The organism is Marinobacterium rhizophilum, from assembly GCF_024397915.1.
Classification (GTDB): Bacteria; Pseudomonadota; Gammaproteobacteria; order Pseudomonadales; family Balneatricaceae; genus Marinobacterium_A; species Marinobacterium_A rhizophilum_A.
Map to the genome: position 1 here is coordinate 2,779,190 of NZ_CP073347.1, position 15,432 is coordinate 2,794,621.

Sequence of the window (15,432 nt, forward strand, 5' to 3'; positions counted from 1 at the left end):
ATGCTGCAAATCAACAAGGTAAACACCCATTACGGGCCCATCCAGGCACTGCATGATGTTTCGGTCGAGGTCAGGCAGGGCGAGATCGTTACCCTGATCGGCGCCAACGGCGCCGGCAAGACGACCCTGATGATGACCATCTGCGGTCACCCCCAGGCCAGCAGCGGCGAAATCCTGTTCGATGGCAAGCCCATCACCGGGCAGCCCACGTCACAGATCATGCGCCAGGGGCTGGCCATAGTGCCGGAAGGCCGGCGCGTGTTTGCCCGCCTCACGGTGCAGGAAAACCTGCACATGGGCGCTTACTTTCGCACCAAGGCCGAGTACGAGGAAACCCTGGAGGAAGTGCTGCTGCTGTTCCCGCGCCTGCGCGAACGCTTTGCACAGCGGGCCGGCACCATGTCCGGCGGTGAGCAGCAGATGCTGGCCATCGGCCGCGCCATGATGAGCAAGCCCCGCATGATTCTGCTGGACGAGCCATCCCTGGGGCTCGCACCCATCATCATCCAGCAGATCTTCCAGATCATCGAAAAGCTGCGTGACGATGGCGTGACCATCTTCCTGGTGGAACAGAACGCCAACCAGGCGCTCAGAATCGCCGACCGGGGCTACGTACTGGAAAACGGCCGGGTTGTACTCAGCGGCAGCGGCCCGGACCTGCTCGACGATGAAAACGTGCGCAAGGCTTACCTCGGTGGCTAAGCCATGAAGCGTGATTCGTGATTCGTGAGTCAGAAAAAAAGGACGCTGCCAGTGGCAGCGTCCTTTTTTCATGCAGCATTCGCGAATGGATCAAAGCCCCTCTTCCGGGCGGTACTGCCGCGCCTGCGAGGCCAGGCGGATATGGGCATTGGCTTCACCGTAGCGGTCATAGCTGCCGCAACGCTGCACGACTTCGAAAAACACACCCAGGGCTTCGCGGGTGTAAAAATGGAAGAATTCACCGTCATCGTTGCGATCGTACAGGATGTTCAGGCGACGCAGCCGGGCCAGCAGCTCAGGCTCCAGCGCAAAGCGTGCATCCAGGTCCCGGTAATAGTTTTCCGGTATGGCCAGCAGCATCTCGGCGCCCACCGCCTCGGCCGAAGCGAAGATGTCCTCACAGCCAAACGCGATCTGCTGTACGCCTGAGCCCCTGGACTTCTGGATAAAGCGCTGGGCCGAGGCCTCCCGTGCCGCAGTCATGTTGAGCGGAATTCGCACCCGGCCGTCCCGGCTCTTGGCCACGCGGCTGACCACCAGGCCATAGATATCCGGCAGGTCGGTACTGGCCTCGATATCAAACTCGAACAGCGACTTGTAGAAGAAGGACGCCGACAGGAATTCGGTGTTCGAGACCGTCTGGCCAATATGATCGATGCGCTGCAACCCGGCAGAACTATCCGCCGCCTCTGCCAGCGGCACGAAATCGATATCGAAGAAGCGGAACCTGCCCGGGCGCTCGACAAAGTACACCAGGCTGTCGCCGATACCCCGGATGGCCGGAATATTCAGCTCCCCCGGGCCCGCCTGGTTGGTGAAGCGGCGGCTGCGATAACGCTCGGTACGCGCCAGCGTCGCGGCCAGGTTTGTGGTGGCGAAAGCCAGCGCACAGATGGATACGCCGTGGGCCTGGTAATGCTCGTGCGCCTGGCTCAGGGGCTCGCGATTCAGCACCAGATTGATATCTCCCTGGCGCATCAGGCTGACATTCTTGGAGCGGTGGCGGTGGGTCTCCTGAAAGCCAAGACTCTGCAGCAATGCCACCAGTTCGGCTCCGCTGTCGCCCTCGATAGCAAACTCGATAAATTCGACATCGGTGATCTCGGGCCGGGGCGGCAGCTCCGGCAGCTCCGGCTCCCGGCTCGTCTGCTCATCCAGCCAGATCAGCGAGCGCATGCCGTCCACCGCTTTCTCCAGCGGCGAGGACGAACGGAACTCGTCGTTGAAGATCTCGTGGGACAGGTAGTCGTCAAAACCCTTGTCCCTGAGGCACTGTACGAACTCCACCACCGGCAGGTCACCCTGGCCGGGAAAGCAGCGAAAATGCCGGCTGTAATGCAGCACGTCCATCTGCAGACTCGGCGCATCGGCCACCTGCACCAGCGCAATCTTGTCGACGGGGATCTCGTCACGCAGCACATCCAGGGTATTGCCGCGGGCAAACATGTGGAAGCTGTCCAGAATGATGCCAAGGTTCGGATGATCGCCGCGTTTGACGATATCCCAGGCATCCTGGTAATCGGCCACATGGCGGCCCCAGGCCAGCGCCTCGTAACCGATGATAAAGCCTTCCTGGCGGGCAAGTTCCGCCAGCTCATGCAGATCGGCCGCGGCACGATTCGGGTCATCGATCACATGGGGTGACACGTTGCTGCAGATCAGCAGGCGCTTTGTTCCCAGTTCGTGCATCAGCTCGAACTTGCGCTGGGCGCGATAGAAATTTTGCGTACGCCAGGGCTCCGGCATCGCCTCGAAATCCCGAAACGGCTGCAGCGCGATGATCTCCAGCCCCAGGTCCCCTGCCATCTGGCGCAGATCCCGCGCACTGCCATCGAACTGAGTCAGGTCGTTCTCGAAAATTTCCACGCCATCAAAGCCGGCCTTCGCCGCGGCGCGCAGCTTTTCCTGCAGTGAACCTGAAATCGTGACCGTCGCAAGTGCCGTTTTCATGTCGTATTCCCGAAGATGCCGGTGCCGCTGTCGCGCCTGCAAGGGTGCGCCAGCGACGGATAGTTGTCATTGCGGCAACACTACCCCCGTTGCCGCTGCGCTGATAAATGAATAATGCGCCCATTAAAATATCGAATTCGATATAAATTAAGCTATATTCAACAAAATCAATCGTATAACAGATATGCGTACTACAATTTAAAAATCATCCTATATTTATAGGAAGTAATGGAGCATAGCATGCTTGAAAACCGTATCAAGTACCGTCACCTGCAGTGCTTTCTTGAAGTTGCCCGCCAGGGCAGCGTCGGCGGCGCCGCCGATGTGCTGGCGCTGACCCAGCCGGCGGTATCGAAAAAGCTCAAGGAACTGGAGGAAATGCTCGGCGTACGACTGATGGAGCGCAGCAAGAAGGGGGTCGAGCTGACCCAGTTTGGCGAAGTGTTTCTGAAATACGCCGGTGCCAGCGTTGCGGCGCTGCGCGAGGGCACCGACAGCATCAGTCAGGCCCAGCAGCGGGGCAAGCTGCGCCTGAGCATTGGCGTGCTGCCGACGGTCGCCACCAGCGTTATGCCCAAAGCGATTCAGCGCTTTCGCCAGGGTGGCATCGATGTCACGCTGAACCTGCAAACCGGCCCCAATGCCCTGCTGCTGAGCCAACTGCGGGTGGGCGAACTGGACCTGGTGGTCGGCCGCCTGGCAGAACCGGAGCTGATGGCCGGGCTGTCGTTCCAGCACCTCTACTCGGAGAAGATCGCCTTCGCCGTGCGCCCGGAGCATCCGCTGCTGCAAAGCGCGACCCTGAATGTGCGCGACCTCAATGCCTACCCGATACTGTACCCGCCCAAGGATTCCATCATTGCTCCAACGGTGGAACGCTACCTGCTGAGCCAGGGTATAGGCGCGCTGCACGACCGCATCGAAACGGTGTCAGACGGCTTCGGCAAGGAGTATATCCGCCAGACCGACGCCATCTGGATTATCTCCAGGGGCGTGGTGGCGCGGGAAATAAACGACGGTACCTTCTGCGAGCTGCCACTGGACACCCGTGAAACTCTGGGTCCCGTTGGCCTGACCACCCGGGCCGACACCCTGCCGTCGCCGGCACTGCAGCTGCTGATGAACGCGGTACGGGATGTCGCCCTGGCGATAAAGTCGGCCGACCCCGAGACACATATCAATATCAATATAAAAAAACCATAAAACGTCATTTTACATACCGGAAGAACTCGGAGAAAGTAGCTGTATATGCTGCAACCAAATCAGGGTTAATGACTATGCACAGCCTGTCGCTCAACGGAGAATTCATCCACTACCAGCTGGACGGCCCATCGCATTTGCCACTGCTGGTGTTTTCCAACTCGCTGGGAACCGACATGCGGGTGTGGGACCCGTTGCTGCCCGAACTGAAAGACCAGTTCCGCTTCCTGCGTTATGACAAGCGCGGCCACGGCCTGTCGTCCTGCCCCGCCGCGCCTTACCGTCTCGATGACCATATCAACGACCTGATCGGCCTGCTGGATGCGCTGGAACTGAGCCAGGTCACGCTCTGCGGCCTGTCGGTCGGCGGTATGATCGCCCAGGGCGTTGCCGCCCAGCGCCCGGAGCTGGTCAAGAACCTGATCCTGTGTGACACCGCCCACAAGATCGGCCCTGCTTCCATCTGGGAAACCCGCATCGAGACGATACGGGCCCATAGCCTGGAGTACATTGCCGACGCCGTGATGGAACGCTGGTTTGCCAGCTCCTTCCGCCAGGAAAAAGCCGCCGAAGTTGCCCTGTGGAGCAACATGATGGTGCGCACCCCGGTAGAAGGCTATATCGGCACCTGCGCCGCCATCCGCGATGCCGACCTGACGGCAAGCAGTGCCCGGCTGACCCAGCCGACCCTGTGCGTCGTCGGCGACGAAGACGGTGCCACCCCGCCGGACCTGGTGCGCTCCACCGCCGAACTGATTCCAGGCGCCCGCTTTGAAATCCTCGCCAACGCCGGCCACCTGCCCAGTGTCGAGCAGCCCAAAGCCCTGGCGGCCCTGATTCGTGACTTCCTGGCCGAGGTCACCGAACCGCTGAGCCGCTTCGACCAGGGCATGCGGGTACGCCGCTCGGTGCTGGGCAACGCCCATGTTGATCGCGCCGAAGCCAACAAGACCGCCTTCGACGAGCCCTTCCAGAGCTTTATCACCGAAGGCGCCTGGGGCTCGGTCTGGAGCCGGCCGACGCTGAGCAAGCGTGACCGCAGCCTGATCACCATTGCCCTGATGGCGGCCCTGGGTCACGACGAAGAGCTGGCCATGCATATCCGTGCCACCGCCAATACCGGTGCCACCCTGGATGAAGTCCGTGAAACCCTGTTGCACCTGGGCGTCTACGCCGGTGTACCCGCATCCAATGTTGCCATTCGCATCGCCAGGGAAACCTATACCGGCATGGGAATCGCCATTGACGGAGGCAAGAACTGAGATGAGCAGCATCACCAAGCGCGACTGGGCCAGCCATGCGGCCTATATCAGCCCCGAGTACAAATCCACCGTGCTGCGCGGCGTGTCCCGCAACCTTGTGGACATTGACCCCGAACTGTCCGAGCTGACAGGCCCGGCCTACGGCGCCGAAGTGCTGGGGCCGCTGGATCACGACCTGACCAAAAACGGCCAGGTTAACGGCGAGCCCCAGGGCGAGCGCATCGTCGTCACCGGCCGCGTGCTGGATGAAAATGGCGATCCGGTGGCCAACACCCTGGTGGAAGTCTGGCAGGCCAACGCCGCCGGCCGCTACGTGCACAAGGCCGACCAGCATGACGCCCCGCTGGACCCCAACTTCCTCGGTTCCGGCCGCTGCCTGACCGACGAGAACGGCTGCTACCGCTTTTATACCGTCAAGCCCGGCGCCTATCCCTGGGGCAACCACAGAAACGCCTGGCGCCCGAATCACATCCACTTTTCCCTGTTCGGGCCCTCCATTGCCAGCCGCCTGGTCACCCAGATGTACTTCCCGGGTGATCCGCTGCTGGCGCTGGATCCGATCTATGCGTCGGTGCCGGCCGGTGCGCGCGAGCGCATGATCGCGGAGTTCTCCATCGATGTCACCGAGGAAGGCTTTGCGCTGGGTTATATCTTCGACATCGTGCTGCGTGGCGTGAATGCCACCCCAATGGAGGACTAAGTTCATGTCCCTGAAACAGACACCGTCCCAGACCGTTGGCCCCTACTTCGCCTACGGACTGACCGCCGAGCAGTATCACTACCCCCAGACCCAGGTCGCCAGCGGCCAGATGGCCAGTGAGCAGACGCTGGGCGAGCGTATCCGCATTGTTGGCCAGGTTTTCGATGGCCAGGGCCAGCCGGTGAACGACGCCATGATCGAACTCTGGCAGGCCAATGCCGCCGGGCGTTTCAACCACCCCAATGATGCCCGCCAGTCCCGCCCGCTGGACCCGGCCTTCACGGGTTTTGGCCGCGTCGGCACCGGCACCACGCCGGACAACAGCTTTCGCTTTGACACCATCAAGCCGGGCGCAGCGCAGGATGGCCGGGCACCGTACATCTCGGTGATCGTTTTCATGCGCGGCCTGCCAAATCACGCCTACACCCGCTTGTATTTCAGCGACGAGACCGTCCTCAACCGCGAGGACCCGGCGCTGAACAGGGTGGAAGCGGCCCGCCGCGAAACCCTGATCGCCACCCGCCACGAAACCTCCACCGGCGTCGAATACCGTTTCGACATTCACATGCAGGGACCGCTGGAAACTGTCTTTTTTAATATCTAGCAAGAGAGATTGCCATGACCAGCCCCTGCATTATCAGCGTTGCCATCACCGGGTCCCTGCCGCAGAAAGCCAATAACCCGGCGGTGCCCATTACGCCGTCCGAGCAGATCGAATCGACCCATGAGGCCTTCGAGGCCGGCGCCACCCTGGTGCACCTGCACGTGCGCAACGACGACGGCACCACCTCGTCGGATCCGGCGCGTTTCGCAGAGGTTCAGGACGGTATCCGCAAGCACTGCCCCGGCATGATCATTCAGTTCTCCACCGGCGGGCGCAGCGGCGCGGGCGACGAGCGCGGCGGCATGCTGCACCTCAAGCCCGACATGGCATCGCTGGCAACGGGTTCGGTCAACTTCGGCTCCATCGTCTATGCCAACTCGCCGGCGCTGATCGATGACCTGGCCGAGCGCATGCTGCAATACGATATCAAGCCCGAGATCGAGGCATTCGACCTGTCGATGGTCTTCAACACCGCCAAGCTGGTGGAGCGCGGCCTGATCAAGGCGCCGGTGCACCTGCAGTTCGTGACCTCCATTCCCAATGCCATTCCGGCTAACCGGGAAGTGCTGGAATTCATGATCAGGCAGTACGAAAAGGTCTGCCCCGGCGGCACCTGGACCGCCGCCGGCATCGGCAAGCACCAGCTCGAGCTGAACCAGTGGGCGCTGGAGCTGGGCGGGCATGTGCGTACGGGCCTGGAAGACAACGTGCGTTTTGACAAGAACACCCTGGCCAAAAGCAACGCCCAGCTGGTAGAGCGCCTGGCCGGCATGGTGGTTGACCACGGCCGCAGCGTGGCCACACCCGCCCAAGCCCGTGCCCTGCTCAGCCTGCCTGCAGCCTGAGCCTCCCTAAAAAATAACCGCCTGGTCTGAACCGACAGCGGGGCTGCGCGCCCTGCTGTAAACACCACTGCATTCGAATACCGGAGGATCATTGCATGACCCTGTTCGTATCGTTAAAAGAAGCGATCGCCGAAAACGTCTTTGACGGCGATGTCGTTGCCCTCGAGGGCTTTACCCACCTGATTCCCTACGCCGCCGGCCACGAAATTATCCGCCAGCAGCGCAAGGACCTGACCCTGGTGCGCATGACACCGGACCTGATCTACGATCAGCTGATCGGCATGGGTTGTGTGAAAAAGATGATTTTCTCCTGGGGCGGCAACCCCGGAGTCGGCTCCCTGCGCCGATTCCGCGATGCCTACGAAAAGAGCTGGCCGCACAAGCTCGAGATCGAAGAACACAGCCACGCCGCCATGGCCAACGCCTATGAAGCCGGCGCCGCCGGCCTGCCCTGCGCGGTCTTTCGCGGTTACCTGGGGGCCGGTCTTGCCGAGGTGAACCCCAACATTCGCTTTATCGAGTGTCCCTTCACCGGCGAGCGCCTGGCCTCGGTGCCCTCAATCCGCCCGGATGTCAGCGTGATCCACGCCCAGAAAGCCAACCGCAACGGTGACGTGCTGATCGAGGGCATCGTCGGCGTACAGAAGGAAGCGGTACTGGCCGCCAAGCGCGCCATCGTCACGGTGGAAGAGATCGTCGACAACTTCGACGACGTTCACCCCAATGCCTGCGTGCTGCCCAACTGGACGCTGAAAGCCGTGGTCAAGGTGCCAGGTGGCGCCCACCCTTCCTACGCCAAGGGCTATTACGAACGCGACAACGCCTTTTACAAGGCCTGGGACCCGATTGCCAGCGAGCGCGAAACCTTCCAGGCCTGGATGCAGGACAACGTGCTGAACCAGGGCCCCGAGGCCTTCGCCGAGCGCGTCGCCTTTACCCCGGCCAAGCAGTAACAGGAGCCCCGCAATGAACTACACGCCAACCGAAATGATGACCGTGGCCGCGGCCCGCGCCATCCGCAACGACGATGTCTGCTTCGTGGGCATCGGCATGCCTTCGGCCGCCTGCAACCTCGCGCGCCTGACCCATGCCCCCGATGTCACCCTGATCTACGAGTCCGGCACCATCGGTACCAAACCGGACGTACTGCCGCTGTCCATCGGAGATGGCGAGCTGTGCGATACCGCCGTCACCACCGTGGCGGTGCCGGAAATGTTCCGCTACTGGCTGCAGGGCGGGCGCATCTCCGTCGGCTTCCTGGGCGCCGCCCAGCTCGACAAGTACGGCAACCTCAACACCACCGTGGTGGGGGATGACTACGACAACCCAAAAGTCCGCCTGCCAGGCGGTGGCGGCGCCCCCGAGATCGCCACCTCCTGCGGCGAGATCTTTATCGTCATGAAACAATCGGCCCGCGGATTTGTCGACAACATCGACTTCATGACGTCCCTGGGGCACGGCAAGACCGGCACGGAGCGCGAATCCCTGGGCGTCAAGACCAAGGGACCGAGCCGACTGACCACGGACCTGTGCATCATGGAAACGGACCCCGCCACCAGGGAGTTCATCGTCACCTCCATTCACCCGGGCGTGACCCGCGAGCAGATCATTGAAAACACCGGCTGGGCCATACGCTTCGCCGACCAGGTGGTTGAGACACCGGCGCCGAATGAAACCGAGCTCAGTGCGCTGCGCGCCCTGAACGAACGCACCGCCCGCGCCCACGCAGGCCAATAAGGAAACTGAAATGACCGTTGCCTATATCTGCGACTATGTCCGCACCCCCATCGGCCGTTTCGGCGGTGCTCTGGCCAGCGTGCGCCCGGATGATCTCGGTGCCGTGCCGCTCAAGGCCCTGCTTGCACGTAACCCGCAGCTGGACCCCCAGGCCATCGACGATGTCATTTTTGGCTGTGCCAACCAGGCAGGCGAGGACAACCGCAACGTCGCGCGCATGTCGTCGCTGCTGGCCGGCTACCCGACCTCAGTAACCGGCACCACCATCAACCGCCTCTGTGGTTCGGGCATGGATGCGATCCTGATGGCGGCCCGCGCCATCAAGGCCGGCGAGGCGGACCTGATGATTGCCGGCGGCACCGAAAGCATGACCCGCGCCCCCTTCGTGATGCCCAAGGCCAGCAGTGCCTTCTCGCGCAGCAACGAGGTGCACGACACCACCATCGGCTGGCGTTTCATCAACCCGAAAATGAAAGCCGCCTACGGCGTCGACTCGATGCCGGAAACCGGTGAAAACGTTGCCGAGCAGTTCAATATCAGCCGTGCCGACCAGGACGCCTTTGCCCTGCGCTCCCAGCAGCGCGCCGCCAGGGCCCAGGCAGCCGGAATCTTTGCGCAAGAAATCGTGCCGGTGAGCATCCCGCAGCGCAAAAAGGACCCGATCCTGTTCAGCCAGGACGAGCACCCCCGCGCCGATACCACCGCCGAGATTCTGGCCAGGCTCGGTACCCCCTTCCGGGCCAATGGCAGCGTTACCGCCGGCAACGCCTCCGGCGTCAATGACGGTGCCGCGGCGCTGATCATTGCTTCCGAGGATGCGGTGAAAAAATATGGCCTGACACCCATTGTCAAGATCCTCGGCGGCGCGACGGCCGGCGTGGAGCCGCGTATCATGGGCTTTGGGCCGGCGCCGGCGAGCCAGAAGCTGTGCCAGAAGCTCGGCATGAGCATCGACCAGTTCGACGTCATCGAGCTGAACGAGGCCTTTGCCTCCCAGGCCCTGGCCACCCTGCGAGACCTGGGCCTGGCGGACGACGCCGAGAACGTCAATCCCAACGGCGGCGCCATTGCCCTGGGCCACCCGCTGGGCGCCTCGGGTGCACGTATCACCGGCACGGCGGCGCTGGAACTCAAGCGCCGGGGCAAGCGCTTTGCGCTGGCCACCATGTGTATCGGTGTCGGCCAGGGCATCGCCATCGCGCTGGAAGCCATCTGACCGTCCAGCCGGGCAACTGACGACTGGAAGTGATCGTCGGTGTGCGAACAACCGGGTAACTGACGACTGGACGCGTCGTCGGTGTACGAACAACCGGGTAACTGACGACAGGAAGCGTCGTCGGTGTACGAACAACCGGGTAACTGACGACTGGAAGTGATCGTCGGTGTGCGAACAACCGGGTAACTGACGACTGGAAGTGATCGTCGGTGTGCGAACAACCGGGTAACTGACGACTGGAAGTGATCGTCGGTGTGCGAACAACCGGGTAACTGACGACTGGACGCGTCGTCGGTGTGCGAACAACCGGGTAACTGACGACAGGAAGCGTCGTCGGTGTACGAACAACCGGGTAACTGACGACAGGAAGCGTCGTCGGTGTGCGAACAACCGGGTAACCGGCGGCAGGAGGTCGCCGGTGTGCGAACAGGAGATCCGCGCCCACCCGGTTTTCGTTACACTCAGGCTAACCCCCAATCCCTTTTACAGCGGCGAGACGCAGCATGATCCAGGTATCCCCCTTCGACTCCGGCCTCTACCAGACCCTGCTGTCCGACACCGAGGCCGGCCGCTGGCTCAATGACCAGGCCCAGATCAGGGCCATGCTCAGAGTCGAGGGAGAACTGGCCGAGGCCCAGGCCGAAGCCGGCCTGATTCCGGCTGAAGCCGCCAGTGCCATCGCCGCAGCGGCGGCCTCACTGGTACCTGATCCTGACAGCCTGGCGGCGGGCACAGCCTCTGCCGGCGTGCCGATCCCGGCGCTGGTCAAGGCACTGAAAGCGGCCCTGCCCGCCGAACAGGCGCGCTGGGTGCACTTCGGTGCCACCAGCCAGGATATCGTCGATACCGCGCTGGTGCTGAACTGCGCCGAGCTGATAACGCTGTTTGAAAGCCGCCTCAAGGCCATGATCACCGCCCTGGCGGACCTGGCCGACGCCCAGCGTGGCACTCTGGTGGCCGGGCGCACCCGCACCCAGCAGGCCGTGCCGATGAGTTTTGGCTTCAAGGTGGCACAGTGGCTCTCGCCACTGTTGCGCCAGCTGGAACGTCTTGAGGAACTCAAACCCCGGCTGCTGAAAACCCAGCTCGGCGGTGCCGTCGGCACCCTGGCCGCCATGGGCGACAAGGCCGATCTGTGCGGCCAGATACTGGCGCGCAGGCTCGGTCTGGGCTGCGGCAACAACTGGCATACCCAGCGCGACAGCCTGGTGGAGCTTTCCGGCTGGCTCGGTCTCTGCACCGGTGCCCTCGGAAAAATGTCCCAGGACTGGCTGCTCATGGCCCAGACCGAGGTCGGCGAAATTCGCTTCAGTAATGGTGGCGCCTCGTCCACCATGCCGCAGAAATGCAACCCGGTGAATGCCGAGATCATGCTGGCCATGGCACGGCACAACGCCGGTCTTGTCGGCCAGATGCACCAGGCCATGCTGCATGAGCACGAGCGCAGTGGCAGCAGCTGGGCACAGGAGTGGCTGCTGTTGCCGCAGCAACTGATGAGCACCGCCGTCGCCCTGAAACACGGCCTCGACGCCATGGCACATATCGAGATCAACCCCACCCGCATGCTGCACAATCTCGGCGCCTTTAACGGCGTGATCTACGCGGAAGCCGCCACCTTCGAACTGGCCCGCAGCATGCCCCGCGACCAGGCGGCCAGCCTGCTGAAACAGGCCTGCAGCGAGGCTATGTCAGGCGATGCGCACCTGTTTGACCTTGTGGCCCGGCACAGCGGTGTGCAGCTGGACGTCACCCAGATGCAGCAGCGCCTGCTGAGCGATGGCGCCACCACTGCCTGGCTCGACGCCGTGCTGCAGCAGGCCCGCGCGCAACAGCCCTGACAGCCCCCTTAAACCGATTGAGCCGTTGCCACGGAGGCACCCATGCTGGCTGTACTGTCCACCACCGCGCCGATCTTTCTGCTGATCGCGCTGGGCTTTATCGCGGTACGCACACGCCTGATGCCCGGCGATGCCATCCCCGGGCTTGGCCGGCTGGTCATGTATATCGCCATGCCAGCGCTGATCTTCAGCACCCTCACCCGAATGGAATTCGGCGAAGTGATCGACTCCACCTATTTGCTGGTCTACGGCCTGGGGTCGGCGCTGGCACTGGCGGCGGGTATTGGCCTGAGCATGCTGCTGTTTCGCGACTCCATTGCCGCAGGCGGGGTAAAGGGCATCGGCATGGCGATGTCAAACAGTGCCTTTATCGGCTATCCGGTGCTGATACAGGTCTTCGATGACCCGCCCACCAATGCCTTCGCCATGGGCCTGATGGTCGAGAACATGCTGATTCTGCCGCTGGCCCTGGTACTGATCGAGTACGGAGTGGGGCGCCAGAATGGCACCACCCTGGCCAGTGCCTGGAAATCGGTAATTATACGGGTGATGAAAAATCCGCTGATCATCGCCATTGTCGCCGGCCTTATAGCCTCGGCCCTGGAACTGCAACTGCCGGCGGTTGTTGATCAGAGTCTTGGCATGCTGGCCGGCGTCGCCGCACCGATCGCCCTGTTCGTGGTGGGCGGCTCCCTGGTGAACAGCTCGCTGCGCGGCAATGTGTCGGAAATCGGCCTGGTGGTGGTGGGCAAGTTGGCGCTGCACCCCTTGATGATGGTGCTGCTGATCTGGCTTTTGCCGGATTTCGATCCGCGTCTGCAGCTGGCCGCGGTGCTGATGGCCGCCATGCCGATGATGAGCATCTACCCGATCATCGGCGGCAATTACGGCTACCGGAATATCTGCGCCAGCACTCTGCTGGTCACCACCGTGGCATCCTTCGTCACCATCACGCTGGCGCTCAAGCTACTGCTGTAAACGGCAAGCGTACTCAGAGCGGCAACTCGCTGCCCTTGTTGATGTGCTCGGTCAGCAGTGCAGTGGCGGCATCCAGCTGGTCATCCAGCATCAGCGTTACCAGTTGCTGATGCTCGTCCGCCACCGCTTCGCCCCGAAACGGCCGCTTTTTGAGGGCCAGCACCTGGTACCGCATGAAGAGTTCAAGTATGGAGGCGTGATAACGGATCAGCTGCTTCGAGCCACTGTTGGCAACGATGGTCATGTGGAAATCGCGGTCCGCCTTTTCCCAGTCTCGTGCATGGGCGGACTCGTCTTCCATCATCAGCTTTTCCATGCAGCCCAGGCGGTAATGGGCGCTGATCAGGGAGGATTTCCAGTCCATTCGATTCTGGCTGTTGGCCATGGATTTTCGCAACCCCAGCGTTTCCAGCTGCACGCGCAGCTCGATCAGCTCCTCCAGGTCGGACATGGACACCGGGTTCACCCGAAAGCCCTTCTGGTCCTCGAAGGCGACAAAGCCATCGGATACCAGCCGCATCAGGGTTTCGCGCAGGGTGTTCACACTGACCCCGTAGCGCGTCCGCAGCTCACTGAGCTTGAGCTTCTGACCCGGGCCCAGGCTCCCGGCGACGATGTCGTTGCGCAGACTCTCGTATGCCGTCTGTCCAACCAGTTTACGGTCCACCGCAGTATTCATTCTTGTGCTCGCAAGGTATCTGACAATTAGAGTTTCGCTCAATATTACTCCAAATGTAGGTGGCTTTCTCCCCAGCGAGCAATACCGCCAGGGATGGTGGAAATCCTGCACGTGCCGGGAGCAACTTGCAGGGGACCACCAGGGAAGGTGGAAATCCTGCACGTGCCGGGAGCAACTTGCAGGGAACCGCCAGGGATGGTGGAAATCCTGCAAGTGCAGGGAGCAACTTGCAGGGGCCGCCAGGGAAGGCGGGAATCCCGATATTGCAGAAGCACATATCAGCGACCGTACAGGACGGACCTGCGCGACACGACTGGCCGCGCGGGCAAACGGGCTTCTCCCCGTTATCCTGCAGACAGGAAATACACTTAGCCGATCAGATCACTCTTGAGGTCAAAACGCTGCTTGAAGCCTTGCAGTACCTTGGCGGCGTCGGCCCGCACGCCGGTAAAAATTTCGAAGGCATCGATGCCCTGGTAAATGAACAGGTCGAAGCCCGAGACAATGGACAGACCCTGGCGGTGCGCCGCCACCAGAAACTCGGTATCAATGGGTGTATAGACCGCATCGAAGGCCCAGCGCTGCGAACCGATCAACTCGGCGGCTATCGGCAGACCCGGCGTCTTGTAGTGCCCCACCGGGGTGCAATTCACCAGACCATCGGCACTGGCGGCGATGGCCTCCAGGTCTTCGGGGGCAACGCTGGACGCCTTGAAGCCGGCGGTATTGAGGGCGCCGGCCAGGGATGCAGCACTGTTGGCATTGAGATCCGCAATCATCACCTCGGTGGCGCCAACCTCAAACAGCCCGAAGGCCACGGCACGGCCGACGCCACCGGCACCGATCAGCAGCACCCGCCCGGCCGCGTGCTCTCCGACTCGGCCGCGATAGCCGCGGATAAAGCCGCTGTAATCGGTATTGTGCGCGGCCACTGTGCCGCCGAGGTTCAGCGTGTTGGTGGAGCCCACTAGCCGGGCGCCCTGATAGACCTCGGCCGCATGGCCAAGCGCCAGCTGCTTGTAGGGAAACGTAACATTAACGCCGCGGTAGCCTTGCTCACGCAGGCGCTTCAGAGTTGCAGCGAAGGCCGCTTCACTGGCATCCGCCGGCTCATGCAATTCATAGCTCACCGCAAGATCGTGCATTTCGCCCAGCATCCCGTGCAGGGCGGGCGAGCGGGACTGGGCAATCGATTGCCCGATGAGACCAAGCTTCAACATTCTTATGCTCCACAGCGGCGATGCATCCGCCGAATCATTCCAAAGGTCGCAGGGAGACCGGCTAGCGGCTTCGGACCGCTGTAGCCGATACCTGCGCTGACGATGAGCAGATAATAGCCATCACAACCAATAATCGTCAATATCTATGATATTTATAAAAATATAGGAGATTTTTATATTGGAGCTGAAACCCGCACAGCGCCTGGCCAGGGCGCGACCTGCGCAGTTCATATATCAATAAAGGAATATAAAAAATAAAAAATATTATTATTTATATCGAACTTTGGATCCAACCACAGAAACGGGGACCCATCCTGCCTGAAAAACACCGAACCACGTGAAATCAACGACTTGCAACCCCTCACAGAACGGCAGAGACAAGAGCACAAACTGACAACCAAAAATATAGGGTATTTTTAACTTAAACCTACGAACTTGACGATGATCAATACTATTGCTAGCCTGCATTTCAATCACAGGCCACAGCCTGCTGAGCCAGAT

14 protein-coding genes are annotated in these 15,432 nt (G+C 61.7%); 11 read left to right on the plus strand and 3 right to left on the minus strand.

Annotation, left to right across the window (positions count from 1 at the left end; genetic code table 11):
- The gene (locus KDW95_RS12470; RefSeq protein WP_255852130.1) at positions 1-702 is read left to right on the plus strand and encodes an ABC transporter ATP-binding protein; all 702 of its coding nucleotides are present in this window, start codon (positions 1-3) and stop codon (positions 700-702) included.
- 90 nt (positions 703-792) lie between these two features.
- On the opposite strand, the gene KDW95_RS12475 is transcribed toward KDW95_RS12470, so the two are convergent.
- Positions 793-2,652, minus strand: coding sequence for a bifunctional sugar phosphate isomerase/epimerase/4-hydroxyphenylpyruvate dioxygenase family protein (locus tag KDW95_RS12475; protein WP_255852131.1), 1,860 nt, complete (start codon positions 2,650-2,652; stop codon positions 793-795).
- Between the two features lie 240 nt (positions 2,653-2,892).
- Between KDW95_RS12475 and pcaQ the strand changes: the two genes are divergently transcribed.
- The 10 genes from pcaQ to KDW95_RS12525 all read left to right on the plus strand — a co-directional run bounded on the left by pcaQ (position 2,893) and on the right by KDW95_RS12525 (position 13,032).
- Positions 2,893-3,855 (plus strand): pca operon transcription factor PcaQ, encoded by a 963-nt coding sequence (gene pcaQ / locus KDW95_RS12480; RefSeq protein WP_255852132.1) that lies wholly within the window; start codon positions 2,893-2,895, stop codon positions 3,853-3,855.
- Positions 3,856-3,923: 68 nt separating this feature from the next.
- Complete coding sequence (gene pcaDC, locus KDW95_RS12485; protein ID WP_255852134.1) at positions 3,924-5,114, plus strand: bifunctional 3-oxoadipate enol-lactonase/4-carboxymuconolactone decarboxylase PcaDC; 1,191 nt, start codon at positions 3,924-3,926, stop codon at positions 5,112-5,114.
- A gap of 1 nt (position 5,115) precedes the next feature.
- The gene (gene pcaH, locus KDW95_RS12490) at positions 5,116-5,814 is read left to right on the plus strand and encodes a protocatechuate 3,4-dioxygenase subunit beta (RefSeq protein ID WP_255852135.1); all 699 of its coding nucleotides are present in this window, start codon (positions 5,116-5,118) and stop codon (positions 5,812-5,814) included.
- A gap of 4 nt (positions 5,815-5,818) precedes the next feature.
- Positions 5,819-6,418: a protocatechuate 3,4-dioxygenase subunit alpha gene (pcaG, locus tag KDW95_RS12495; RefSeq protein ID WP_255852136.1), complete on the plus strand. Its 600-nt coding sequence runs from the start codon at positions 5,819-5,821 to the stop codon at positions 6,416-6,418.
- A 14-nt stretch (positions 6,419-6,432) separates the two neighbouring features.
- Positions 6,433-7,263: a 3-keto-5-aminohexanoate cleavage protein gene (locus KDW95_RS12500; RefSeq protein ID WP_255852137.1), complete on the plus strand. Its 831-nt coding sequence runs from the start codon at positions 6,433-6,435 to the stop codon at positions 7,261-7,263.
- A 95-nt stretch (positions 7,264-7,358) separates the two neighbouring features.
- Entirely contained in the window at positions 7,359-8,216 is an 858-nt protein-coding gene (locus KDW95_RS12505) for a CoA transferase subunit A (RefSeq protein ID WP_255852138.1), read from the plus strand.
- Positions 8,217-8,229: 13 nt separating this feature from the next.
- On the plus strand, positions 8,230-9,000 hold the full coding sequence (locus KDW95_RS12510) for a CoA-transferase subunit beta (protein WP_255852139.1): 771 nt from the start codon (positions 8,230-8,232) through the stop codon (positions 8,998-9,000).
- A 10-nt stretch (positions 9,001-9,010) separates the two neighbouring features.
- Complete coding sequence (gene pcaF, locus KDW95_RS12515) at positions 9,011-10,216, plus strand: 3-oxoadipyl-CoA thiolase (RefSeq protein ID WP_255852140.1); 1,206 nt, start codon at positions 9,011-9,013, stop codon at positions 10,214-10,216.
- A 503-nt stretch (positions 10,217-10,719) separates the two neighbouring features.
- On the plus strand, positions 10,720-12,054 hold the full coding sequence (locus tag KDW95_RS12520; protein WP_255852141.1) for a class-II fumarase/aspartase family protein: 1,335 nt from the start codon (positions 10,720-10,722) through the stop codon (positions 12,052-12,054).
- Positions 12,055-12,096: 42 nt separating this feature from the next.
- Complete coding sequence (locus KDW95_RS12525) at positions 12,097-13,032, plus strand: AEC family transporter (RefSeq protein ID WP_255852142.1); 936 nt, start codon at positions 12,097-12,099, stop codon at positions 13,030-13,032.
- A gap of 13 nt (positions 13,033-13,045) precedes the next feature.
- Here KDW95_RS12525 and KDW95_RS12530 read toward each other — a convergent pair whose 3' ends face one another.
- Entirely contained in the window at positions 13,046-13,699 is a 654-nt protein-coding gene (locus KDW95_RS12530; RefSeq protein WP_255852143.1) for a GntR family transcriptional regulator, read from the minus strand.
- 380 nt (positions 13,700-14,079) lie between these two features.
- Complete coding sequence (locus KDW95_RS12535) at positions 14,080-14,931, minus strand: shikimate dehydrogenase family protein (protein ID WP_255852144.1); 852 nt, start codon at positions 14,929-14,931, stop codon at positions 14,080-14,082.
- Positions 14,932-15,432: the final 501 nt, after the last annotated feature.

Excerpts from the sequence above, each read along its gene's own strand:
- KDW95_RS12535 (WP_255852144.1), bottom strand. The coding sequence starts at position 14,931 with ATGTTGAAGCTTGGTCTCATCGGGCAATCGATTGCCCAGTCCCGCTCG.
- KDW95_RS12520 (WP_255852141.1), top strand. The coding sequence starts at position 10,720 with ATGATCCAGGTATCCCCCTTCGACTCCGGCCTCTACCAGACCCTGCTG.
- pcaDC (WP_255852134.1), top strand. The coding sequence starts at position 3,924 with ATGACTATGCACAGCCTGTCGCTCAACGGAGAATTCATCCACTACCAG.
- KDW95_RS12505 (WP_255852138.1), top strand. The coding sequence starts at position 7,359 with ATGACCCTGTTCGTATCGTTAAAAGAAGCGATCGCCGAAAACGTCTTT.
- KDW95_RS12470 (WP_255852130.1), top strand. The coding sequence starts at position 1 with ATGCTGCAAATCAACAAGGTAAACACCCATTACGGGCCCATCCAGGCA.
- pcaQ (WP_255852132.1), top strand. The coding sequence starts at position 2,893 with ATGCTTGAAAACCGTATCAAGTACCGTCACCTGCAGTGCTTTCTTGAA.
- pcaH (WP_255852135.1), top strand. The coding sequence starts at position 5,116 with ATGAGCAGCATCACCAAGCGCGACTGGGCCAGCCATGCGGCCTATATC.
- KDW95_RS12510 (WP_255852139.1), top strand. The coding sequence starts at position 8,230 with ATGAACTACACGCCAACCGAAATGATGACCGTGGCCGCGGCCCGCGCC.
- pcaF (WP_255852140.1), top strand. The coding sequence starts at position 9,011 with ATGACCGTTGCCTATATCTGCGACTATGTCCGCACCCCCATCGGCCGT.
- KDW95_RS12475 (WP_255852131.1), bottom strand. The coding sequence starts at position 2,652 with ATGAAAACGGCACTTGCGACGGTCACGATTTCAGGTTCACTGCAGGAA.
- pcaG (WP_255852136.1), top strand. The coding sequence starts at position 5,819 with ATGTCCCTGAAACAGACACCGTCCCAGACCGTTGGCCCCTACTTCGCC.
- KDW95_RS12500 (WP_255852137.1), top strand. The coding sequence starts at position 6,433 with ATGACCAGCCCCTGCATTATCAGCGTTGCCATCACCGGGTCCCTGCCG.
- KDW95_RS12525 (WP_255852142.1), top strand. The coding sequence starts at position 12,097 with ATGCTGGCTGTACTGTCCACCACCGCGCCGATCTTTCTGCTGATCGCG.